The sequence below is a fragment of the Sphingobium sp. MI1205 genome, assembly GCF_001563285.1.
In the GTDB taxonomy this organism is placed as follows: domain Bacteria; phylum Pseudomonadota; class Alphaproteobacteria; order Sphingomonadales; family Sphingomonadaceae; genus Sphingobium.
In genome coordinates this window covers 1,855,994-1,877,282 of record NZ_CP005188.1, presented here as the reverse complement: position 1 = coordinate 1,877,282, position 21,289 = coordinate 1,855,994, and the positions used below count along the sequence as shown (strand labels likewise).

Genomic DNA, 21,289 nt, shown 5'->3' with positions numbered 1-21,289 from the left:
ACGAGCTTGCCGCCAGACGCATTTTCTAGCGGGTCTGGACCGCAGAAGAGGAGGAAGGAGGTGATGGGCGAGGGGCCATCATGGATCCTCCGATCTCCATAAGGAACAACCCATGCCCATCCATCAGCCATCCGGTCCCGCGACCGAACCCGCCGTCGACACTTCCTCCCAGCCGTCCGCCGATCTTGTCGCGCTGTCCAGCAACGAGCTGATGGTTGCGCGCAGGCTTGCCTATGACCCTGAAAACGACGCCCTTGGTGAAGGGGATCTCTGGGTCGAATATATGGAAAGCGAGGACGACTGCATGGCCGCGCGCCAGATCGTTCCGTTCGACACATTCACGCTTTCCGTCTGGCATACCCTTGCCGCCGACATGTTCGAGGAACGCTCCGATGAACGCGACGCATCGCAGATCGACCAGCTGATCGAAAGGCGTGGCCTTTTTCCTCATGACCCCGCCAATGGTCCGCGGCGTATCGCGCTTCCCGCAATCGAACTCCAGATCGCGCTTGAAAAGGATATCAAAGCAGGTTCGTGTCGGATCGCCAATGCCCGGATAAGGGTCGATGCCCTCGATCAATTGTCCGGCATGGAACCCGACTTCTATACCAATCCGGAAGCCATATCGACCGCGGGCTGGGACGCGCTGTCGGTAACGATCTTCGAACAGACCTGCACGGCACCGACGGGCGGGCGCTTCGGGAACATCTTCGATCAACCCGACCTGACAACCGGAACGCCGCTCGCACACGCCCGCGCCCAACTCTTCGAACTCCAGACGGCACTCGCTACCGCCAAACGAAGCCGGCGGCAGGATCCTGTCTTCAAAATCTATGTGCGGAGCATGATGGACGAGCTGCTCGCGATGCCTCCGCTGCTGGAGGCGATCCATAATGACCACAGCGGCGCATTCCGCATCGTGGCCGCCTTTCTCGACGATCATCATCCCGAATGGTCCGAGGGGCTCTCGAAGAACCAGGCATTCAGTCCCTTGCTGCCCCTGCCTGTCGACTGGAATGGCCACGTCGATATCGTCGGCCTGGTGCAGGACTCGCGCGCCCGCATGTCCGCCGAAACGGTGGGTGTCGCGCCGCAGTTCTTCGGACTCTATGCCGGACGCCGCGATGGCAGTTCCGTCTGGCTTGGAGCGGCGGCCTGCGAAGCCGATGCCCATGCGCTGGTGACCGGGTTGGGCTAACCCGGCCCCATATCGGCCCGCTCATTGGCGCGACAGACTGGTGCAACAACAGGGCGGCAACATGGCGCCCTTCGCGCTCTCCACAGGGGGAAAGGGGGTGGTTGGTGGATGAGTTTCATCTGGGAGTTCACCAACCATGTCCAGCAGCCAGCAAACCACGAACATCCCCGAAATCGTCGTAATCGACAGCATTACCTGCCCCAACTGCGGCGCAGCCGAGTGCTACGATGATCCCACGAGCCCCACAGGCAAGCGGTTCAACATCAACGCCTATAAGGTCGGCGACAAGCACGGTTACTGGTGGAGTCGTTGCAACCTTTGCAATAGCTGGTTCTAGAAGGGCAGGAGGATTTCCGGCTCCCGCAAGCGTAACCGTCTTTCGTCTCACCGACCCTTCGCTTGAGAAGCGTGACGTCGCGGAGGCCAGCATGAACATAGAGATCATCGTCGGCCTCCCGCATCTCAATCGTGGCCCGCTTCTCCAGCGCGCGATCGAGATGCGCTATCCGGTCCTCATTTCAGCGAACGCGCTGTCGCGATGGGATCGCCGCGAGGGCTATGCGCGCTGGGCGGGCTGGAACCTGCGTTCGCTGGCCAATGCCTCGCGCCTGGTGTCGATCGACCTCGACTCCGCCGGCTTTGTCGTCGCTCATCGCTACCGCGGGCTGCCCTGGACGGCCGATGACTATATCGAACTGGCCGCAAGCTACCCATTTCGGCGCTTCGCGAGCCTCGACCTGTGCACCGAAGAGGAAATTGCCCGCGACCGCGACGAAGTCCTCGACCGTATCTCGCGCACCATCGCGCTCAATCATGCCTGTCATGCAAGAGCCGCCGATCGCGGAATCGATGCCCGGTTCATGCCCGTCATCCAGGGACGGCATCCCGACGACTATCTGCGATGCCTCGACGGCATTGCCGGTATCCTTCGGCCAGGCATGGTTGTCGGTATCGGCTCCATGTGCCGCCGCACGGTGTCCGGTCCTGATGGGCTTCTCGCGGTGCTAAGCCGGCTCGACCGGGACGCAGACCCTGCGCTCCGCTTCCACCTTTTCGGTGTGAAGGGAACAGCCCTCCATTATTTGCGGCCGCTTGCGCATCGCATCGCCAGCCTCGATTCCTGCGCCTATTCTCTGGCCGCGCGGATCGAGGCGTGGCGCGAAGGCTTTTCGAAGACCGACGAGTTCGTTGCCGGTCATATGGAGCGATGGCAACGCCGGCAGCAGGCCCGGCTCGACGGGGGCGACGCCGCATTCCAGCATCATCTGCCGCTCACGAAACCTGCGCTTTCGGCCGGAAACGCATGGGACAGAGCACTCGATCTCGCCCGGGCGGAAATCCGCACTTTGATCGAACAAGGGGAGATCGCGCACGAGCAAATCACCGAAGGGTGGGTCGCGCAGTGGGCGGCTGAAACCTATAGCGCCACGTAGTAACGCAGGTCCTGGTGAATTTAGCCTCGGTCGCTGACCTATGCGGTGTGCGAAGAACTCACCGGCCTATAAGGTCGAGGACGCCACGCAGGGTCTTGCCCATCGATCGAATCATCTCCTCGCCCGCCTCACCTCGTCATCCCGACAGAAGTTCCAATACTCGTCCATATCTGCGAGCGTTAGCTTCTTCGGCTGCATCTTGGCCCAGGCATCCGCCATAAAGAGCATGAAGCTCATTGCGCCGTCATCAGAAACGGCATGCGGCTGATACACGATAGGCAGGTTCATCACGAGCATCCCTGTCGGAGCACTTTGTTTCTTTTTCAAAGCGGCGATAGGCGACCGCCCGTTTTTCACAGGTCCGAGACGCTCCGATTACGCCTGTCGCTGCGAATTCACAAGATTGACCGCCAGATTGGCGTGAACGACGCGCGGTTGCAACCACCGATCACCGTCGCCGCACGGCCTGGCTGTGCCGATGGGGGCAATTGCGGCCTTCAAGCCCGCAAAAAGGAGGTATCCGTGACCCAGTGTCCCGAATCCAATTCGGCCGAGCGTCATTGCTATGGCGTGATTCTCCATCATCGCGCCGAATGGTGGCTTGTCGAATTTCCCGAGCGCGATCCGGACCCTATCAAGGCATGGGCCCTGACCGGCCAGCTTACGCCGGCGATGGCGGATTGGTTTCGTGCCGATACGGGCAATAACGCCGCCAAGGCAGAGGTCCCCGCGTTGAACCCGGACAGTCGCTGCTGGTCTGGTGAATTCTCGATCCGCCCGTCGCCGGATGCCGTCGATCGCTTCGACATCGATGCTCATCCCTGGGGCTCCGAAGCGGGCGAACTGGAGACGCGGCTTGCCCGCGCCATGATCGAAAGCACGCTGTTCCCGATCCCGCCCGGCTTCCTTTCGGTCTTCACAGGCCTTCCGGACGACGATCGGCCCGTTCTTGCCATCCGTCTCAGCGGCTATATCTGCTCTACGTTCGAAGTGCTCACCGCCCGCTATATGCCGGTCTATCGGCCTCGATCGCCCTGGCGGGACATATCGGGCGAGGCCGTCGGCGACAGCGGCAGTGACATTCTCGGATGGGCACCCGCCCGCGATTGGATCAGGCCAGCATGACGCACGGGACCCGCCGATGCCGGATCGAGCTTGCGCCGATACAGCTGGGCCATTATATCTGACTAGCTGGTCAGATGGAGAATTCTCATGACTACACCCAAACGGGCCGGTGACGGCCCCGCACGCAAAGGTGGTTCCAGGCTTCCACCAGCGGCGCGCGGATGGAAGCTCGAAGACGCCAAGGCGCGGTTCAGCGAGGTCGTTCGCCTGGCCCGCAGCGAAGGGCCGCAACGCGTCACGGTCCGCGGCAAGGATGCCGTCGTTATCATCAGCGCCGACGAACTCGAAAGGTTGCTGCCGCCCGAGCGTAAGAAGCCGCTCGTCGCCTTTCTCGAAGGACTGCACCTCGACGGCGTCGATCTGACGCGCGAACGCGATAGCGGACGGGATATCGTCTTGTGATCGGCTGGCTTCTCGACACCAATGTGATTGCCGCGCTCATCAATCCGGGCGGCGCGCCGAGCGTGAAGACATGGGCGTCGGAGCAGCCCGAAGAAGCGCTGTTCCTCAGCATCCTGACGCTCGGTGAATATGACAAGGGCATCCACGCCATACCTGCCGACCATTCTGAGCGGTCACGCTATATCGGGGCTCGCGATGCACTCGAAGCGCGTTTCAAAGGTCGCATTCTGTCCCTTGATGACGCGATCATCCGGCGATGGGGAGCAATCTCCGGCGACGTCAAGCTAGGCACGGGCCATACACCGAGCGTTGTCGACACGATGCTGGCGGCCACCGCGATCGAGCACCGGCTTTATCTCGTGACCCGCAACGTCAAGGATGTGCGTCACAGCGGTGCGGCCATATTCAATCCGTGGGAGGATGATCCCACGACACTGGCGCTATCCTGACCAGTTGGGGGAAGGATATCCTTCCTCAGGTTCTTTCGAGCAATCGCTCCCGTGCGAGGTCAAGTGCGTGCGAAAGCCTTATCGCCACCACCTGGTCCTTGGGGTCGACGAGGCACTCAAGTGCCGCCTCCATGTGCTTGATGGCGTTTTCCAGCCTTGGCTCTTCGTCTGTCATGTGTGCTTCTCCGTCCCGTCGCGCTCAGTCGGCGGGCACCCTCCCCGGAGGAGGATGCCGGCCCCTGAGCCGGACGGTCGAAAGACGCGAACAATAGAACGCGTGCCTGATCTTTAGCCGGAGCCTGGACATAATACAGGCAATCCGGCCGCAAGGCATGCGCCGACTCTATTGTTCGGAGTTTCGACTCTCCGGCCCGCCACCGGCGGACACGCTCCTCTAAACCAACCGGGCAGCAACTGCCAGTCGGTTCCGAGCGAAATTACCGGATGCCGCAGGTGGGTGCGGGGTCTTCAGCGTGTCGATAGACGCGCCGCCTCGACCGGCCGATACATGTCCGCGCGATCACGCATTACACCCGTAAGCCAGGCGAGATGGCTCGCAGCGTCCGCCAACGGCAACGTGGCTACCGCGTCGAACAGGTTACGCTGATAGGGTGGACCGCTGTCGAGGATATCCACCAGCTTCTCCCGCGCGGGGCTATGGGGATCGGTGATCTCGGCATTGGCTTCGCGGGCCGCCTCCAGAAAGGCCTCAGCCAGTTCCTGGGTCGCATAGTAGCCGCTGTCGAGATCTTCCCCGAGCGCGAGGGCGGCGATCTGGCTGCGCACATCCGCGATGTCGGGGTCGTTGACCGCATCGATCAGCGACAGGTTGAAATCGAAGGTGGCGAGATAGTCCGCGATCATGGGGAAAGTCCTTTCATCCATCACTGGAACATAGGGCAAACATAGTCACAATGGAAATGATCCTCGCAACGGGAACGCGGTCATGAATCCGTCTTCCGCATGGGCCGCCCCGATCGGCCGGCATCCCGCGCCGTGATCGGGACGGTCGCACCCCTGCGTCTCCGGGGACGCCTGCGTCGAACCGAGCGCGGTTTCCTCCTCGATATGGAGGATGGCCACGTCTGGCGCCTCAATGGCGCGCAGGATTTCCCGCCGCTGGTGGACGCAGTCGTCGTCGTCGAGGGACGCAAGGCGAGCCCCAGCCTCCTCGACGTTCTCTGGCTCGGGCCGGCGTAGCATCCCCAGAGGCACGCTCTGTTTCCTTCCTCAAACGTCGCGCTTGCGGCACCGTCGCCGCGGACCTCGGCGAGGACGCCTCGGCCCGCAATCAGCGTCGCACGATGTCTGTCATCACATTCTGCGCCGCCTCGCAGGGTCTCGGCGTGCCAGGGCTGGTCGGGGCAAGCAAGGGCTGCCTCCGGCCAAGAAAACCTAGGAGTAGAAGGGGCCTGCCGACGTTGTCGCTTGGGGTAAGCGGTCGGCAGGCCCCTTCTACTCCAAGCTTTTCTAAAGGCCGCAGCGCGACGTCCCTTGCTTGCCCCGACCAGCCCTGACCCTTGAGCCCCGGCGACGGCGGCTCCGAATGCGATGACAGACGGCCACCGTCGCGTCCTCCGCTGATCAGGAAGGAATGGCTTCGCCATATTTTTCTTTGTTCGAGACGCTACCGCGTCCGTATTATTGGCTCTGGCTCACCAAATGCGATGAAATACTGTCAAGAAAACAATAGAATATACTCGAAAAAGGGGAGGGGGTATAAGTATAGGTGCAGATGGGGATTGGCCCCGGAAGCATCGTTTGGAGTAAAGGCTATGAATATCGGTGAGTTTAACCTTAACAAGGGCCGCATCATCGGATGGATTGCCACCCGCGCAATCGACCTGCCCAAGCTGGCCTTGCGCCCGGTGGAAAGCGAAAACGAACTGGCCCCGGCTTATGAGATCATCGCGCCCAATGTCGGGGGCCGTGTCGTTCAGGTCGGCGCGCTTTGGGAAGCCGTCGCCAAGAAAACCGGCGAGGTTTTCCTGCAAGGCCATGTTGATGACCCGTCGATGCCCGAAGCCCTGCCCATCGCGCTTTTCGGCTCGGTGGAGGAAGGCTATCGGGTGGCATGGCGCAGGCAGGAGCGCGACGATTTCGGCCCCGCCATTCGCACCCCCCGCGACAATGCGCCTTCCGGCAACCGTGGCGATGACTACGGTTTCGGTGACAGCACCGCCGATGGAAGCGGCGGACTGTCCAGCCAAGGGGCCGCATCCGATTTTGACGACGAGGTGAGAGTCTAGGAACCGGACCAAGACGGGCCGGGGGAGCGCAGCAACGCTTCCCCGGACCCTAACCGATCATCCTGCCATCAGGAGTCAGACCCATGACGAAGAAGTCAGCTAAGAAGGCCGTTAGCACATTTGCCGACCTGCCGGAACTTATCGCGGAGGAAACCGCAACCCCCGCTTTTGAAGCATCCTTTGGCGATCCGTTGCCGCTGTCCATCATCGAACACGGCGACGAACCGGGCGAACATGAGATGCCCGAACCGTTCACCGCGCAGAAGGTTTGCGGCGAACTTATCACGTCGCTTTATTGCCTCTTGACGGACACGCGGCTTGACCCGCTCGCCCCGGATATTGCTTGGGGTATCGTCAACAGCTTCCATTTTGTCGCTGGAACGGTGGAGCGCCGGGAGGATCGCCTAGCCGACAAAATCCGCGATATGACGCGGTGCATGGAACCGGGCGAGGTATTCAACAAAGACCTTGAGGATACCCAGCTTCAATGCCGCTCGCTTGCGGAACAGCGCGCCGCCATCGAAACGATGCGCGACTATGCCGCCGCCATGTATCGCGCTTGCTGGCGTCGCGCATGGGCACCGACCAAGGGCAGCAAGGCGTCATCCGTCACCACCGCAAGCTATATCAATGCGCTGGATTTCTTGCAGGAACGCGCCCTTGCCAAGCGCGAGAAGCACCAGCCGCAAGGCCCCGTCGTCATCTTTTCCGGCCCCGCCATCTGGGACGAATGGGAACCGCTTTGGGCGAAGCTGACAGAGATCAAGGCCCGCGTTCCGCATATGACGCTTGTTACCACCGGGCAGCGGAAAGGGGCGGACGCCATCGCGGCGGCATGGGCAGCGCGGGAAGGCGTCCCCGTTGTCGCTTATGGCCTCTATGGAGGCGGGCGCAAGGCTCCCTATCAGCGAAACCGCAAGATGGGCGAGCTTGAGCCGGTGGAAGCCGTCCTTTGCGAAGGGTCCGGCATCCAAGCCAATCTCTATCAGACCATGCGGAAACAAGGCGTTCCCATCCATGCTTTCCGCAAGCCCAAGGATGCCCCCGCATCCCGCAAGCCGCAGAACGGCGAGGGGGACACGTTCAGGCAAGCACGGCGCAGCGCCTGAAACCAAACGGCGCGGCGCTTCCCCCAGCGCCGCGCTACCCATCACACGAGACCCGCCAAGGCTGGCGCGCATCCCCGCGCGCTGGCCTTTTGTCGTGCCCCCGGCCGCCGCCGCGCCTGACGGCGCGGCGGCGGGAAGAACCAAAAGGGGAAGGGCCGACAGGTTCACGCCCCCACCGAAGGGCCGAGCGCCCCACCGTCATCCCCCTTTGCGGGCCTTGGCGCGGCTGGCGCTTTCCCCGAATGGGAAGCATCGGAGGCACCCGACGCCCCCTTGAGCGCAGCCAGCGCGGCAGCGCCGCCCAACCGCAACACATGGCCCAGCACGTCCCGGAACTCGCGTTCCGTCAATTGCTCGACCGGCAGCGCCGTCACCATTGCCGCATAGCGATCGCGTAGCCGCTTGCGTAGCGCAGCCTTCTCGACCGCAATCCTCTTCTCGCGATCTTCCAGATCAGCGAGCCTATCGCGTTCAGACATTTTAGGCATGACCAGTTTCCTTCTCAGGCTGGCCCGCTCGTCACGCGATCCTTGTCGCACAGGCGCACCCGCGCCACAAGCGACCCCACCGCATAGCGCGACCTATCTCCCCACATCGACCACCACCGCAATGGGTGCGCCCGGCAGCGGTAGGGATGACGCAGCAACTCCGTTGCTGCGGGCAAGCGACGCACGCGCTTCGCGGTTTGTAATGCACCGTACGCACGGGTGCTGTGGCCTGAAACTGCCCTATAATCAATGGTTTCCGTTGGCAGACGCGTCAGCCAGATTTCACGTTATTTGGCTGACGCGTCTGCCGCCTCAGTACTATTGCCCGAAAAAGCCCCGCAATTCCGCCGTTTCCGGCTGGCAGACACGTCCGCCACGCTGATTTTATTGTGATCGTCGCTTGTCTGCGCTATAGTTGCTGTGCGTCGTGACCTCCTTGTCGAAGCTCCAGTCGGAGCATCACCTTGGCAAGGGTCACAATCCGGATCGACGATGCCCTTTACGAGCGGCTGCAGCGCCGTGCCCGTAAAGTCGGCGTCAGCGTCGCCGAACTCCTCCGCCCCGCGATCGACCAGACCGCCGATCCCCGCGGCGGCTACGTCTACACGACGCAGGACGAAATCCTCTCCTGCGTCCTGCAGACGCTCTCTATCCTCGCGGCATCGGTGCGACGCCGGTCGCCCGAGACGCTCGAACAGGGCATGGCCGACGCCAGGGCGCTGCTCCTCGAAAAGGGGCTGCTCTCACCGGACGAACAGCCATGACCCGGCGCGCGGATCCCCACCTCGCGGACACATGCCCGGCCTCGCGTTCCCCCTCGGCGGGCTTCCCGTCCGGCCGCGCGATTGCCTGCGATTATTCCCTGCCGGTCAGGGCCATCCCAAATCCGGGGGCATGCCGTAGCGCACCGCCAGCCGTTCGGGGGAGGGGCCGGCCATGAGCATCTTCCGCAACGACACGTTGGGGAGCTGGACGCGGGGCGGGCAGGCGATCGTCCACAATGTCCGCATGACCACCCAGGTCTTTTTCCAGACCGTGCTGGCCGGGCTGATCCTCTGGTTGATGGGGACCTGCTGGTATGCGTTCGAAAAGTCGACCGACTATCAGCGCTTCGTCCTCGCCAAGCTGGTGGAGGCGACCATCAAGGCGGATGCGGCGCCGGGGACCAATGACCCGGTGCTGTTCCGCACCCCCGACGGGCGCCAATACTGGACCTCGGCCGACACCCTCGCCGACTCCGGTGTCGCGAAGCAGGCGCTCCACAAACTCGAAAAGGACCTCATCCACGGGGCGGCCATTGCCGGTGTGGTCGCCCTCTTCGGACTGGTCAGTGCCTGGTTCTATTTTACCAGAACTGGGAAGGGGCTCGGCTCCAACGAATATCTGCGCGGCGCCCGCTTCGGGACGGCCTCGGAAGTGCGGCGCGCGCTCCGGGGGCAGAAGAAGGGGGCGCTCACAATCGGCGGCGTCGCCGTGCCGGAAGCCTTCGAGCCCGAACATATCCTGCTGGTCGGCGCTCCAGGAACGGGCAAGACCAACCTCATCACCACCATGCTCGAAGGCATCCGCAAGCAGGGTAAGCGGGCGATCGTCTATGACACGGCCGGGAGCTTCGTTGAGAAATTCTATCGCCCCGGCAGGGACATCCTGCTCAACCCGCTCGACAAGCGCACCGACATCTGGAGTCCCTGGGTCGATGTTCCGCGGGAGTATCATTACGACCAGATCGCGGAATCTACGATCCCCGACAAACATGGCGATCCGTTCTGGAGCAAGGCCGCGCGCGGCACGCTGGTCGCCGTCCTGCGCAAGCTCGCGCGGCAGAAGCACACGCTCATCTCGGTCCTGCTTGATCGGGTGCTGCGTTCCCCGCTCGCCGATCTTGCCGCCTATGTGAAGGGCACCGATGCCGCCGCTTTCATCTCCGCCGAGGGAGAGCGCACCTCGGCCGGCGTCCAGGCCGAGCTTGCCTCGGTCATGCGCAGCTTCGCCTATCTCGACGATACCGAGGACGGCTTCTCGATCCGGCGTTGGGTCGAGGACGAGAAGGACGACAGCTGGCTGTTCGTCACCGTCAAGGCCGACCAGCTTCCTTCGCTGCGCCCCCTGATCACGGTCTGGCTCGACATCGCGATCAGCGCGATCATGAGCCTCACGCCCGACCGCGACCGGCGGCTCTATTGCGTCATTGACGAATTGCCGACGCTCCAGAAGCTCCCCAGCCTATCCGACTTCCTCGCCCGTGCGCGCAAATATGGCGGCTGCGGCATATTGGGGTTCCAGTCCTATCCCCAGCTGACCGCGACCTACGGCAAGGAGGATGCGGCGGCCATCACCGGCTACTGCTCGACCTGGGTCGCGCTCCGGGCGAACGATAGCGACACCTCGGAACTTATCTCCAAAAACCTTGGCCGGGTCGAGCAGGTCGAAGCCAACGAGGGGATGAGCTACGGCGTCAATGACATGCGCGACGGGGTGAACCTCAGTCGCATGCAGGTGACCCGCCCGCTGGTTCTGGACACCGAGGTCACCCATCTGCCGAACCTTTCGGGTTTCCTCCGTTTCGGGCGCAATCTCCCCGTCGTCCGTTTCACCGATCGCTTCAATCCGCTGCCTTCGATCGCGGCCGCGTTCGTTGAACGCACCGAGCCCCCCAAAAGGCTGCCGCTCGGCAAGGCCATCATCTCCCAGGCGTGGGCAGAGCGCCGCGCGCGCCAGGCGCGGGAGGAGGCCGCGAGGCGAGGGCAGGGTCCGGGACATCCGGACACGCCGCCGTCTCCCGGAACGGGGCAAGGCGATCTTTTTACCGGCGAGGCCAATCCCCCGCCGGCGCGGGAGCCGACCCAGGAGCCGCCCAGCCTGCCGGATCCCCAGGACGCCGTGCCGCAGGATGAGGTGTTCGGACCCACCGACCACAGCGATTCCGGCATGACGGACGAGGGAGCGCCGATCGACGATCATCCCGACGAGGAGAACAGGGTTGCCACCCCCATCCCCTTGTTGGGGGCGACGCGCGGCACGATCCGTGTGCGGCTCGACAGCCATGGCCGTTCCGAAGGCCCGCGTGAGAAGGCGAAGCCGGCATGATCCATCCTCGCCGCCTCAAGGGGACACCCGCCAATATCGGCCGCTACTATACAATCGGCGACTATTATACCAAGGGCGGCAACGAACCCTCCGAATGGGGCGGCAAGCTCGCCGCCAGCCTCGGCCTGTCCGGGCCTGTCGACCCCAAGCAGTTCGAGGAACTGCTCGCCGGCAAGGTCGGCGACCAGCAGCTCGGTCGCCGGCGCAAGGAAGGCATCCAGCATCATCCCGGCTGGGATTTCACGATCAGCGCGCCCAAGTCGATCTCGATCCTGGCGCTGGTCACGGGCGACGAGCGCATCCTTGCCGCGCACGAGCGGGCGGTCGGGGTTGCGCTTGCCTATGCCGAGGAACATGCCGAGCTGCGCCGCCGGGTGGACGGCGAGATCGTCCACGAGACGACGGGCCGGCTGCTGTTCGCGCGTTTCACCGAATATGCCAGCCGCGAGCACGACCCGCAGCTCCATACCCATGTCGTCATTCTCAACATGACCAACCATCTCAATGGCGACCGCATGTCGAGTCTCGAGACGCGCTCGATGTATGCCGAGCAGCTCGTCATGGGTCAGATCTATCGCAACGAGATTGCCCGCGACGTGCGCGCGCTGGGGCATGAGATCGTGTTCGATCCGCGTAAGGGGCTGTTCGAGGTCGAAGGCATGCCCGGCCAGCTTATCCGTGACTATTCGCAGCGCGCCGAGCAGATCAACGAGCATGCCGCGGAGCACGGGCTTGAGGGACAGGCCCAGCGCCGGATCTCCTTCTTCGCGACCCGAAAGGCCAAGGAGACGATCGGCCTCGATGACCTGCGCGAGCAATGGCGCGTGCGTGCTGAACCCTATCGTGAAGATCTCGACAGGCTCCAGGCCGCGGCGCAGGAGCGGGGTGAACGAACCATCGAGACCGATCCGCGCGTTGCCCGCCGCGCCGCTCTGTTCGGCATCCGCCAGAATGAAACGCGCGAGGCGGTCAACAATATAGGCCGTCTCTATCGCACCGCGCTCGCATCGCATGTCGGTGAGGTCCGCCTGGGCGACGTGCGGCCGCTCTACGATGCGCAGGAGAACAAGGGCAAGCTGCTGGTCACGGTGCGCCAGACCGGCGACCAGCCGCTTCCGCGCGGCCGGACATCGCGCCGGACCGCCAAACTCGAACTCGCCCTGTCCGAGCATCTGTCGCTGGCCATGGGCGATGCGAAGCCGGTTGCCACCCGTGAACGGCTGGAAGAGGCTGCGACGGCCGCCAGGCTGAAGCCCGAACAGACCGCGGCGCTGATCGCCATCGGCAGCGGCACAAACCGGGCGGTCGGCGTGCATGGTGTCGGCGGCGCAGGCAAATCCACCCTGGTCGCCGCGTTGGTCGATGCGACCCGCGACGACTATACCACCGTGGCGCTCGCACCGACCTCTTCGGCGGCGGCGGAACTCGGGCACAAGGCGGGCATCGAATCCCGCACGCTCGCCTCGCTGCTCGCGAGCGGCGGTTATGGCATTACCGACAGGCATATTCTCGCGCTCGACGAGGCGGGCCAGCTCGGCAACCGCCAGGCGCTGCGCGTGCTGGAGATCAGCCGCGCGACCGGCGCGCGTCTCATATTCCTCGGCGACAATAAGCAGACGGGCGCGATCGAGCAGGGCAAGGCCTATTGGCTGCTCCAGCAACTCGGGCTGCCGACTAGCCAGCTCAAGGAGTCGCGGCGCCACCTGACCGACGCGACGCAGGAGGCCGCGGACATGGCGCGCAAGGGCGACTATGCCGCGTCGCTCGCCGCGCTGGATCGCGTGACCACCGGCGACACCGCGGAGAACCTCGCCAAGGCGATGGTCGCCGATTGGACCCGGCTCAAACCGGAGATACGGGGCGAAACCAATATCCTCGTCCTCGACAACGCGACCCGTCTGATCGTCAACAGCCATATCCGCGAAGTCCTGAAACGCGAGGGCACCGTCGCGGCCGAAGACCATCGGCTCGAAGTGCTGACCCCGTCCGGCCTGACCGACCAGGAAAAGCAGATGGCGCGCTTCTACAGCGCGGGCCAGGTGCTCAAGTTCACGCGCGACAATCCCAGGCTGGGGATCGCACGCGACGCCGACTATCGCGTCGTCGGGGTCGGCCGGAACAATCATGGCCGCCAGGTCGTGCGCCTGGTCGACGAGCATGGCCGCCAGATCGAATGGCGTCCGGGCCTCGGCAAGGCGGCGCATGTCAATGTGTTCCTGCCTGAGAAGCGCGACCTTGCCCAGGGCGACCGCATCCAGTGGCGGCTGGTCAACAAGGAACTCGAGGTCAAGAATGCCGAACGCGGCACCGTTCTGGCGCTCGAGGGCAATATCGCGACGATCAGATGGGACCGCGGCGAGCGCGTCCAGCAGGTCGATCTCTCGGTCCACCGGACCTGGGATCATGGGTATTCGGAAACCGTCTATTCGTCGCAGTCCAAGACCTATGACCGCGTCTATGCGCTGGCGCCTGTGGAATCCGGCCTCGTCAACGGTCAGAACTATTACACCGCCATCACTCGCGCCGCCTATGGCGTGAAGCTCTGGACCGAGAGCCAGCAACGTCTCGCGGAAAAGCTCGCCTCGCGATCGGGCGAGAAGACCTCGTCGCTCGAAGGGCTCGGCCGGATCAGGGCCGACAGCCACAAGATGCGGGGACTTCGCCACAAGGACCGGCACGACCGCTCCCGCGAGGAGAATGCCCGCGAGCGCGCCGCCCGTAATGCCGAGCGGGAGCAGCGCGAGCGGAAACGGCAGGGCCGCTCCGAACCCCGCCCGAACAGTCTTGCCGAGATCCTCGCCGGCCGCGCGCAGGAGGCTGCCTCGCTGGTCGACCGCTTCCTGCGCGGCACGATCGAACGGGACCGTCAGCACGCGCCGGCGGAGCCCGATCGCGCGGGTACGCGCGAGCCTGTCCACCAACCAGAACCCCAATCCCAACCTCAGCCGCAGCACGATCATGGCGATCGTGGCGGCGGGCATGACCGATAGGAGAAGATGATGGAACTTTTGCTGATGGCGATCGCCTGCGCCGCCCTCGTTGCCCTGCTATACCGCCATTATCGCGTTCCGATCCGTCATCGCTGGCGACGCCGACAGGCTCGAACGATGTGCGAGCAGCTGCGCGGACCGGATCGCGATCAGCCCGCCGTCTTGCACTATGCCCGGCTGCGCGCGATGGATCCGCTGGCGTTCGAGGAATTACTGCTCGAAGCCTTCGAGCAGCGCGGGCACCGCGTCATCCGTAATCGCCGCTATACCGGGGACGGCGGCGTCGACGGGGAGGTCATCATCGATGGCCGGCGCTGGCTGATCCAGGCGAAGCGGTATCGCGATGCGATCAAGCCTGAACATGTGCGTGAGTTCGCCATGCTTTGCGCTGCGCGGCGGCGGCGCGGCATGTTCATCCACACCGGTCGCACCGGCGGGATGAGCCGCACGATCTGTTCGAGCGCCGATGGCATCGAAATCGTCTCCGGGCAGCGATTGCTTGCGCTGCTGACCGGCGCTCCGTTCGAGCCGGATGGTCTGCCGTCTCGCGATCTTCTTCGACGTGGCCCCTCCGATTTTCGTGATCGGATAGTGCAATGAGGGCGTGTCGATCAATGATTTTCCAGGCCTCGGTAGCGGGAAGGGCGCTCACCAGTATAGCGATCCTGTCCGTCATACTGACGCCGGCTCCTGTGCTGGCGAAGCAAGCTGCACCTGGTGAGGTCGCCGAAATCGCCCGTTGCATCCGCGTCGCCGCGCGGGGGCGTGCCTGGCTTGAAAAGACGCTTTGGGGCTTGCGGACACAGGAGGCTGGCTGGCTGGGCGCGGAGATCGCGAATACCAACGGCACCCACGATCTCGGGCCGCTTCAGATCAACAGTAGCTGGGTGCCGAAAATGTCCCGACTGCTCGAACGACCCCAGGAGCAGATCCGTCATTGGCTGCGCTACGATCCCTGTTTTAATGTCGAGGCGGCACGCTGGATATTCCTGTCCGGGCTGGAAGCGACCGGAGACTATTGGAAAGCGGTTGGCGTCTATCATAGCCCAACCGAGGCGAGGCAGGTCGCCTATGCGAAGAAGGTCGCAAGCCACATGCGTCGGCGGTTTGGCCCGGACGTGTTTGCGGCAAGCCGCGGGAACCTGGTGAGGTAGTTTTGGGCGATGAATACAAGCGGTTGAATAGCTTTCAACGCTGGACTCCAAGGCTGGGCAGGCAGCCCGTTCGCTGCATCTGCCCTCCGAGGTCATCCCTTTTCAGCGAACACTGGGATCGTACCTAAGATCGTGCGCTGGCCACCTGCGCTTTGCAGCTTCCGCCCCAATTCAGCGATGCGTCGTTCGCCGTCCTCTTACGTCAGTGTACTCCTTCGATGGGGCTGGCGGACTTGCACAGCTTGGCAGGCTTGGTGGACGGCCTGCGATCTGCTGATCGGTGAAACTGACGACAGGCAGGCAATGGCGCGATAGGGTGAGTATTACGCCCGCGCCCGCAGTTCGTCGATCATGCATTTGTGTTGCCCATAACCTGCTCTCGATCTTGGGCCATCCGGCCGGAGCTGATCCGGTCAATCTGATGATCGAGCCGAAGTCCATCGATACACTCAGGAGCCTTACGTAGTGACGTTGCCAGTCGGCGCGGTGATGGTGACCACAAAAGAGGTGGCTGGGTGAAACCTTGAGGCGGCCTCTGGCACCTTACGCAAGCTGGAGATGAGCTATGTCCAAGCCGATGATTTTGTGGTTCGAAGACATCGGTATCGCTGATGTGCAGGCCGTAGGCGGCAAGAACGCGTCTTTAGGCGAGATGACCGCGGCCCTCGCTCAGAAGGGCGTGAAGGTGCCCTCTGGCTTTGCCACCACTGCGGACGCTTACAGGGCGTTCATTCACGACAATGAGCTTGCACCCCGCATTACGGAACATCTCTCCGCCTTCCACTCCGGCGGATGCACCCTTCAGGAAGCGGGGCAGGCTATAAGGAGTCTGTTTCTGGAAGCGGAAATGCCCTCCCATATCGCCGAGGAGATTGTGTCCGCTTATGCGGAACTTGGCCGGCGTACCGGCACAGAGCGTCCCGCCGTTGCCGTGCGCAGCAGCGCGACCGCCGAAGATCTGCCGGATGCGAGCTTCGCGGGCCAGCAGGAAACCTTCCTCAATGTCCGGGGCCGGGCCGCACTTCTGGCGGCCTGTCGTCGATGCTTCGCCTCGCTGTTCACCGATCGCGCGATCAGTTACCGCGATGCGAAAGGCTTCGATCATCTCGAGGTTGCGCTGTCGATCGGCATTCAGCAGATGGTCCGCTCGGACCTGTGCGGATCGGGCGTCATGTTCTCGATCGATACCGAAACTGGCTTTCCAAATGCTATCGTCATCAGCGCCGCCTGGGGGCTGGGCGAGACCGTCGTCCAGGGGAGCGTAAACCCGGACAGATATGTCGTATTCAAACCGCTTCTCGCGCAGCCGGGGACCGAACCGATCATCGACAAGGAGTTGGGCGGTAAGGCGTTCCGCATGGTCTATGGGGAAGGCGGAAGCCACCGTACGAGGATCGTCGAGACAACCGAGCAGGAGCGTCAGAGCTTCGTTCTCGATAACAGCGATATCGTCCAGCTCGCGCGGTGGGCCGTGGCAATCGAGGACCATTACCAGCGTCCCATGGACATGGAATGGGCGAAGGACGGCGAGACTGGTGAACTCTACATCGTCCAGGCGCGTCCCGAAACGGTTCAGGCCCAGGCCAGCACTTCGACATTCCGGCATTACCGCCTCAAGGAGAAAGGCGACCCGCTATTGACGGGCGCGGCGGTGGGAACAGCCATCGCTGCTGGCAAGGCTTGTGTCATCCGGACCGCCGCCGACATCGCCCAGTTCCGGGACGGGTCTATTCTCATCACTGAGACGACTGACCCCGATTGGGTTCCGGTCATGAAACGCGCGGCGGGGATCGTGACCAATCATGGCGGCACCACCAGCCACGCTGCCATCGTCAGCCGCGAACTCGGTGTTCCCGCAATCGTCGGCACCGGAAACGCGACCGAGATCATTGCCGAGAACAGCGAGATCACGATCAGCTGCGCTGACGGTGACGTCGGAACAATCTACGCCAGCATACTCGATTTTTCCGTGACGGACGTGGATATCGGCTCCCTGCCGGCCACCCGGACGGACATCATGGTCAATATCGCGAACCCGGCGGCGGCATTCCAGTGGTGGCGGCTTCCTGCCCGAGGGGTCGGCCTTGCGCGCATGGAGTTCATCATCAACGCGCATATCAAGGTGCATCCGATGGCACTGGTTCACCCGGATCGCGTGAGCGCTGAAGCTCAACGGCAAATACGCGATCTGACCAAGGGGTATTCCGACCCATCGGAGTTTTTTGTCGATGTCCTCGCGCGCGGCATCGCGAAGCTTGCAAGTCCCTATTACCCGCACCCCGCCATCGTGCGCCTGAGCGATTTCAAAACGAACGAATATGCGCACCTTGTGGGCGGCGACGCCTTCGAGCCGGATGAGGAGAATCCGATGCTCGGCTTCCGCGGCGCCTCGCGCTATTACGATGAACGGTATCGCGAAGGCTTCGCTCTCGAATGCCGCGCGCTCAAGCGGGTCCGGGAGGAACTGGGCTTCTCGAACGTCATCGTCATGGTCCCCTTCTGCCGCACGCCGGCCGAGGCGGATCGCGTGCTCGAAGCGATGGCCGAGAACGGTTTGCGCCGCGGGGAGAATGGGCTGCAAATCTACATGATGTGCGAGATACCCTCGAACGTCATTCTCGCCGAGCAGTTCGCTACGCGCTTCGACGGATTTTCCATCGGCTCCAACGACCTCACCCAGCTTGTGTTGGGTGTCGACCGCGATTCCGGGATTCTGGCCAATCTCTTCGATGAAAGAGACGAAGCCGTCACCCGCATGATCTCGGAAGCCATTCGCAAGGCGCACGCGGCGGGCATCAAGATCGGCATATGCGGCCAGGGGCCGAGCAACCATCCGGACTTTGCGGCGTTCCTGATTTCGGAGGGTATCGATTCCATGTCGCTCAATCCCGACAGCTTCGTGCGAACGATCAAGGCCGTCGCGGAGGCGGAGGGACAATCGGGCTGAGCGCCGGGTGAAATGACACTGATGCGAGGTACAGGAAATTGCGTCTACCGGTGCTGATCCGCCTGGGTTCACCCGCATATTGTCGCGCAATCGCGAGCTCGGGAAGGTTACCCGAGAACGTCGTCTGAGTCCGGCGGCATTCGTAAAAGCCCTAATGGCCCCATCCTGGAACCGCCGATAGCCTTTGAGTGCTGGCTGGAATCGGGGAACAGGGTCCGGCCAGATGACGTTGAGGTAGTGTGCGGGATGTTCTGCAAAATCCATTGAGGATTTGAGCGGCCATGGCAGGCTGGTGATGTTCAAAGTCGCCAACCCCAATGGAGCCCCACCATGACCAGGAATGAGAATAGACCATCGATAGCGGCCGTCAAAGATTTGATGGGCGCGAACCGCGACGCCTTGCGGGAGATCGTGCAGGATTTGCTGCAGGAGATGCTGGAAGGTGAGATGACCGATGTCCTTGGCGCCTCGAAGAGCGAACGCATTGACGGCCGTGTTGGCTATCGATCCGGACATTACAATCGGACGCTGATCACGCGGGTGGGCAAGCTGGAGCTGCGGGTGCCGCAGGATCGCGACGGCCGTTTCTCGACCGAGCTGTTTGAGCGCTATCAGCGCTCGGAGCAGGCGCTCGTGGCATCGTTAGCCGAGATGTACGTCCAGGGTGTGTCGACCCGGAAGGTGAAGGCTATCACCGAAGAGCTTTGCGGCCACAGCTTCTCCGCCTCGACCATCTCAGCGATCAACAAGCGACTGGACGAGAGCCTGACAGCCTTTGCCCGACGTCGGCTGGACGAGCCGTTCGCCTACCTCATCATCGATGCCAAATATGAGAAAGTCCGCCAGGCAGGCGTGGTGCGCTCCTGCGCCGTACTCGTCGCACTGGGTGTGGACTGGGAAGGCCGGCGCCAGATTCTGGCTGTAGAGCTCGCCAACCGCGAGAGCCGCTCTTCGTGGAAGGACTTTCTCGTCGGCCTCAAGGAGCGCGGCCTCCACGGTGTCGAATATATCGTTGCCGATGACCATGCGGGTTTACGAGCCGCTGTTCGTGAAGTGTTGCCAGATGCCTGGTTCCAGCGCTGTTACGTGCACTTTTTAAGAAATGCTCTCGACCATCTGCCGCGTAAAGCTGATGACGACTGCCTGCAGGAGCTGCGTTGGATCTACGATCGTCGCGAACTATCAGAGGCCAAAAGCGATCTGGCTGCCTGGCTGAGAAAATGGTCGCCACGATACCCCAAGCTCACCAGCTGGGCGGAAGAAACCATCGAGGAGACGTTCACCTTCTACCGGCTTCCGCGGCAGCATCATAAACATATGAAGAGCACCAATATGCTCGAGCGCTTTAACGAAGAAATCAAACGCAGGACGATCGTCCTGCGTATCTTCCCCAATGAAGACAGCTGTTTGCGCCTCATACGCTCGCTTGCTGTCGAGACCCACGAAAACTGGCTCGAAGCCAACCGCTATCTCAACATGAACGACCTTAAGGAGATGAAGAAAGCCGATCTACGTCAAGCCGCCTAGCCAGCATGCCCGCCGCTATTTGCAGAACTTGACGCACACAACCGACGTTGATAGCAACAGTCGGAATGAGCGCCGCCGGTAGCGGGGAGACGGACGGCAACAGGAGGTTTTCCTATGTCTGCCGTATCTGCCTTTCCATCCTTCTCCCAGCCCCGAATGTCCGCGAAGACATCCGGCGTCGTCGCGTGCATCGATTGCACCGATCGCAACGCGTGGATCTATCCACACGCTCTTGCTCTGGCTTCAACGCTCGACGTTCCGGTAACGCTGCTTCAGGTCTTGGACAGAGACGCGTCGCCCGACGCACGGCCTGACCCCATCGAGTGCAATCTTCGTCGCCGCGAGGCCATGCGGGTGCTCGATCGTTGTGCTGCGACGATCGAACCGTCCTCATCTCAAACGACCATTGAGCTCGCAGAAGGACCGGCGGCGGAGGAAATCTGCCGGTACGTGCGGGAGTGTGACGAAGGGATGGTCGTGCTGGGCAGGCGCGGACGAAAGGAAGCCGGCCGCGACGGCGTCGGGGGCACAGTCCACAAGGTGCTGTCCCAGGCACCAGGCCCTGTCCTGCTTGTTCCGGTGGAAGCGCCCGTCCCGGGTTCGGCCTATCGACGGATCGTGGTGCCGCTCGATGGCTCGCGCTGGGCCGAAAGCGTGCTGCCCCTTGCGGTGCGCCTCGCGAAGGCAGCCGACGCTGAGCTGCTGCTCGTTCATGTCGTCCCCACGCCCGAAATGATCCAGGCGCGACCCCTGGAAACCGAAGACGAGACGCTGCGCGAAAACCTGATCGAACGCAACGAGCAGGCCGCGCGCAGCTATCTGGATCGGACCAGGTCCAATCTTTCGGCGATGGGCCTTCGCGCTCGCGCGATTGTCATCCGTGGCGGCGACGTTCGCGACACGCTTTGCGCGTTGATCGATCGCGAAGCGGCTGATCTCGCGGTGATGTCCGCACGCGGGCACGGGCATCAGCATGTCAGGGACGTCCCGTACGGAACGGTTGCCTCCTATCTGATGGCCCATTGCAGTGTCCCGATGCTCGTCCTGCCTTCGGCGAGTCGCAAGGCGCAAATGACTTCGCCTGCCGCCAGCCAGAGCGTGAGATTGCCAACGGCCATTCAGGTCTGATTG

Annotated in this window: 21 protein-coding genes; 16 read left to right on the top strand and 5 right to left on the bottom strand. The window is 62.9% G+C overall.

Features of this window, described 5'->3' with window-relative positions:
• The first annotated feature begins 112 nt into the window (after nt 1-112).
• The 3 genes from K663_RS08935 (at nt 113) to K663_RS08925 (ending at nt 2,631) form a co-directional block, all read left to right on the top strand.
• The gene (locus K663_RS08935; protein ID WP_013846875.1) at nt 113-1,198 is read left to right on the top strand and encodes a hypothetical protein; all 1,086 of its coding nucleotides are present in this window, start codon (nt 113-115) and stop codon (nt 1,196-1,198) included.
• A 136-nt stretch (nt 1,199-1,334) separates the two neighbouring features.
• Nucleotides 1,335-1,535, top strand: a complete 201-nt coding sequence (locus K663_RS08930) for a hypothetical protein (protein WP_013846874.1) — start codon at nt 1,335-1,337, stop codon at nt 1,533-1,535.
• A gap of 91 nt (nt 1,536-1,626) precedes the next feature.
• Entirely contained in the window at nt 1,627-2,631 is a 1,005-nt protein-coding gene (locus K663_RS08925) for a deazapurine DNA modification protein DpdA family protein (protein WP_013846873.1), read from the top strand.
• Nucleotides 2,632-2,742: 111 nt separating this feature from the next.
• Here K663_RS08925 and K663_RS24310 read toward each other — a convergent pair whose 3' ends face one another.
• On the bottom strand, nt 2,743-2,919 hold the full coding sequence (locus tag K663_RS24310) for a hypothetical protein (RefSeq protein ID WP_013846872.1): 177 nt from the start codon (nt 2,917-2,919) through the stop codon (nt 2,743-2,745).
• A gap of 234 nt (nt 2,920-3,153) precedes the next feature.
• On the opposite strand from K663_RS24310, the gene K663_RS08915 reads away from it, so the two are divergent.
• The 3 genes from K663_RS08915 (at nt 3,154) to K663_RS08905 (ending at nt 4,607) form a co-directional block, all read left to right on the top strand.
• Nucleotides 3,154-3,756: a hypothetical protein gene (locus tag K663_RS08915; protein ID WP_013846871.1), complete on the top strand. Its 603-nt coding sequence runs from the start codon at nt 3,154-3,156 to the stop codon at nt 3,754-3,756.
• Nucleotides 3,757-3,843: 87 nt separating this feature from the next.
• Entirely contained in the window at nt 3,844-4,158 is a 315-nt protein-coding gene (locus K663_RS08910) for a type II toxin-antitoxin system Phd/YefM family antitoxin (RefSeq protein WP_013846870.1), read from the top strand.
• On the top strand, nt 4,155-4,607 hold the full coding sequence (locus tag K663_RS08905; protein ID WP_013846869.1) for a type II toxin-antitoxin system VapC family toxin: 453 nt from the start codon (nt 4,155-4,157) through the stop codon (nt 4,605-4,607). Before K663_RS08910 ends, K663_RS08905 begins: the two co-directional genes overlap by 4 nt.
• A gap of 25 nt (nt 4,608-4,632) precedes the next feature.
• Here the strand turns inward: K663_RS08905 and K663_RS24625 are convergent, their stop codons facing one another.
• The 3 genes from K663_RS24625 to K663_RS23840 form a co-directional block, all read right to left on the bottom strand.
• Nucleotides 4,633-4,782 (bottom strand): hypothetical protein, encoded by a 150-nt coding sequence (locus K663_RS24625; protein WP_013846868.1) that lies wholly within the window; start codon nt 4,780-4,782, stop codon nt 4,633-4,635.
• A gap of 293 nt (nt 4,783-5,075) precedes the next feature.
• The gene (locus K663_RS08900) at nt 5,076-5,471 is read right to left on the bottom strand and encodes a hypothetical protein (RefSeq protein ID WP_013846867.1); all 396 of its coding nucleotides are present in this window, start codon (nt 5,469-5,471) and stop codon (nt 5,076-5,078) included.
• A gap of 45 nt (nt 5,472-5,516) precedes the next feature.
• Nucleotides 5,517-5,822 carry a hypothetical protein gene (locus tag K663_RS23840; protein WP_013846866.1) on the bottom strand — a complete coding sequence of 102 codons (306 nt, stop codon included), beginning with the start codon at nt 5,820-5,822 and terminating at the stop codon, nt 5,517-5,519.
• A gap of 560 nt (nt 5,823-6,382) precedes the next feature.
• Here K663_RS23840 and K663_RS08890 point away from each other — a divergent pair.
• Nucleotides 6,383-6,856 (top strand): DUF736 domain-containing protein, encoded by a 474-nt coding sequence (locus K663_RS08890; protein ID WP_030538182.1) that lies wholly within the window; start codon nt 6,383-6,385, stop codon nt 6,854-6,856.
• 83 nt (nt 6,857-6,939) lie between these two features.
• Complete coding sequence (locus K663_RS08885) at nt 6,940-7,965, top strand: SLOG family protein (protein WP_013846864.1); 1,026 nt, start codon at nt 6,940-6,942, stop codon at nt 7,963-7,965.
• A gap of 164 nt (nt 7,966-8,129) precedes the next feature.
• Here the strand turns inward: K663_RS08885 and K663_RS08880 are convergent, their stop codons facing one another.
• The gene (locus K663_RS08880) at nt 8,130-8,453 is read right to left on the bottom strand and encodes a hypothetical protein (RefSeq protein ID WP_013846863.1); all 324 of its coding nucleotides are present in this window, start codon (nt 8,451-8,453) and stop codon (nt 8,130-8,132) included.
• A gap of 464 nt (nt 8,454-8,917) precedes the next feature.
• Between K663_RS08880 and K663_RS08875 the strand changes: the two genes are divergently transcribed.
• The 8 genes from K663_RS08875 (at nt 8,918) to K663_RS23255 (ending at nt 21,286) form a co-directional block, all read left to right on the top strand.
• Nucleotides 8,918-9,217, top strand: a complete 300-nt coding sequence (locus K663_RS08875; RefSeq protein ID WP_013846862.1) for a CopG family transcriptional regulator — start codon at nt 8,918-8,920, stop codon at nt 9,215-9,217.
• A 172-nt stretch (nt 9,218-9,389) separates the two neighbouring features.
• The gene (locus K663_RS08870) at nt 9,390-11,540 is read left to right on the top strand and encodes a type IV secretion system DNA-binding domain-containing protein (RefSeq protein ID WP_013846861.1); all 2,151 of its coding nucleotides are present in this window, start codon (nt 9,390-9,392) and stop codon (nt 11,538-11,540) included.
• Nucleotides 11,537-14,530 carry a MobF family relaxase gene (mobF, locus tag K663_RS08865; RefSeq protein ID WP_013846860.1) on the top strand — a complete coding sequence of 998 codons (2,994 nt, stop codon included), beginning with the start codon at nt 11,537-11,539 and terminating at the stop codon, nt 14,528-14,530. The genes K663_RS08870 and mobF overlap by 4 nt, the downstream gene beginning before the upstream one ends.
• Nucleotides 14,531-14,536: 6 nt before the next feature.
• Entirely contained in the window at nt 14,537-15,130 is a 594-nt protein-coding gene (locus K663_RS08860; protein ID WP_231746298.1) for a restriction endonuclease, read from the top strand.
• Nucleotides 15,131-15,144: 14 nt separating this feature from the next.
• Nucleotides 15,145-15,684 (top strand): lytic transglycosylase domain-containing protein, encoded by a 540-nt coding sequence (locus K663_RS08855; RefSeq protein WP_013846858.1) that lies wholly within the window; start codon nt 15,145-15,147, stop codon nt 15,682-15,684.
• A 565-nt stretch (nt 15,685-16,249) separates the two neighbouring features.
• Entirely contained in the window at nt 16,250-18,631 is a 2,382-nt protein-coding gene (gene ppsA, locus K663_RS08850) for a phosphoenolpyruvate synthase (RefSeq protein WP_030090317.1), read from the top strand.
• A gap of 330 nt (nt 18,632-18,961) precedes the next feature.
• Nucleotides 18,962-20,158: an IS256 family transposase gene (locus K663_RS08845; RefSeq protein WP_037449607.1), complete on the top strand. Its 1,197-nt coding sequence runs from the start codon at nt 18,962-18,964 to the stop codon at nt 20,156-20,158.
• Nucleotides 20,159-20,272: 114 nt separating this feature from the next.
• Entirely contained in the window at nt 20,273-21,286 is a 1,014-nt protein-coding gene (locus K663_RS23255) for a universal stress protein (protein WP_013846856.1), read from the top strand.
• Nucleotides 21,287-21,289 lie beyond the last annotated feature (3 nt).

Bases quoted from the DNA above. Each gene is read 5' to 3' on its own strand.
- K663_RS08925 (WP_013846873.1), top strand. From the start codon at position 1,627: ATGAACATAGAGATCATCGTCGGCCTCCCGCATCTCAATCGTGGCCCG.
- K663_RS08890 (WP_030538182.1), top strand. From the start codon at position 6,383: ATGAATATCGGTGAGTTTAACCTTAACAAGGGCCGCATCATCGGATGG.
- K663_RS08880 (WP_013846863.1), bottom strand. From the start codon at position 8,453: ATGCCTAAAATGTCTGAACGCGATAGGCTCGCTGATCTGGAAGATCGC.
- mobF (WP_013846860.1), top strand. From the start codon at position 11,537: ATGATCCATCCTCGCCGCCTCAAGGGGACACCCGCCAATATCGGCCGC.
- K663_RS08885 (WP_013846864.1), top strand. From the start codon at position 6,940: ATGACGAAGAAGTCAGCTAAGAAGGCCGTTAGCACATTTGCCGACCTG.
- K663_RS08855 (WP_013846858.1), top strand. From the start codon at position 15,145: ATGATTTTCCAGGCCTCGGTAGCGGGAAGGGCGCTCACCAGTATAGCG.
- K663_RS08935 (WP_013846875.1), top strand. From the start codon at position 113: ATGCCCATCCATCAGCCATCCGGTCCCGCGACCGAACCCGCCGTCGAC.
- K663_RS23255 (WP_013846856.1), top strand. From the start codon at position 20,273: ATGTCTGCCGTATCTGCCTTTCCATCCTTCTCCCAGCCCCGAATGTCC.
- K663_RS24310 (WP_013846872.1), bottom strand. From the start codon at position 2,919: ATGAACCTGCCTATCGTGTATCAGCCGCATGCCGTTTCTGATGACGGC.
- K663_RS08930 (WP_013846874.1), top strand. From the start codon at position 1,335: ATGTCCAGCAGCCAGCAAACCACGAACATCCCCGAAATCGTCGTAATC.
- K663_RS08910 (WP_013846870.1), top strand. From the start codon at position 3,844: ATGACTACACCCAAACGGGCCGGTGACGGCCCCGCACGCAAAGGTGGT.
- K663_RS08860 (WP_231746298.1), top strand. From the start codon at position 14,537: ATGATGGAACTTTTGCTGATGGCGATCGCCTGCGCCGCCCTCGTTGCC.
- K663_RS08900 (WP_013846867.1), bottom strand. From the start codon at position 5,471: ATGATCGCGGACTATCTCGCCACCTTCGATTTCAACCTGTCGCTGATC.
- K663_RS08870 (WP_013846861.1), top strand. From the start codon at position 9,390: ATGAGCATCTTCCGCAACGACACGTTGGGGAGCTGGACGCGGGGCGGG.
- K663_RS24625 (WP_013846868.1), bottom strand. From the start codon at position 4,782: ATGACAGACGAAGAGCCAAGGCTGGAAAACGCCATCAAGCACATGGAG.
- ppsA (WP_030090317.1), top strand. From the start codon at position 16,250: ATGTCCAAGCCGATGATTTTGTGGTTCGAAGACATCGGTATCGCTGAT.
- K663_RS08845 (WP_037449607.1), top strand. From the start codon at position 18,962: ATGACCAGGAATGAGAATAGACCATCGATAGCGGCCGTCAAAGATTTG.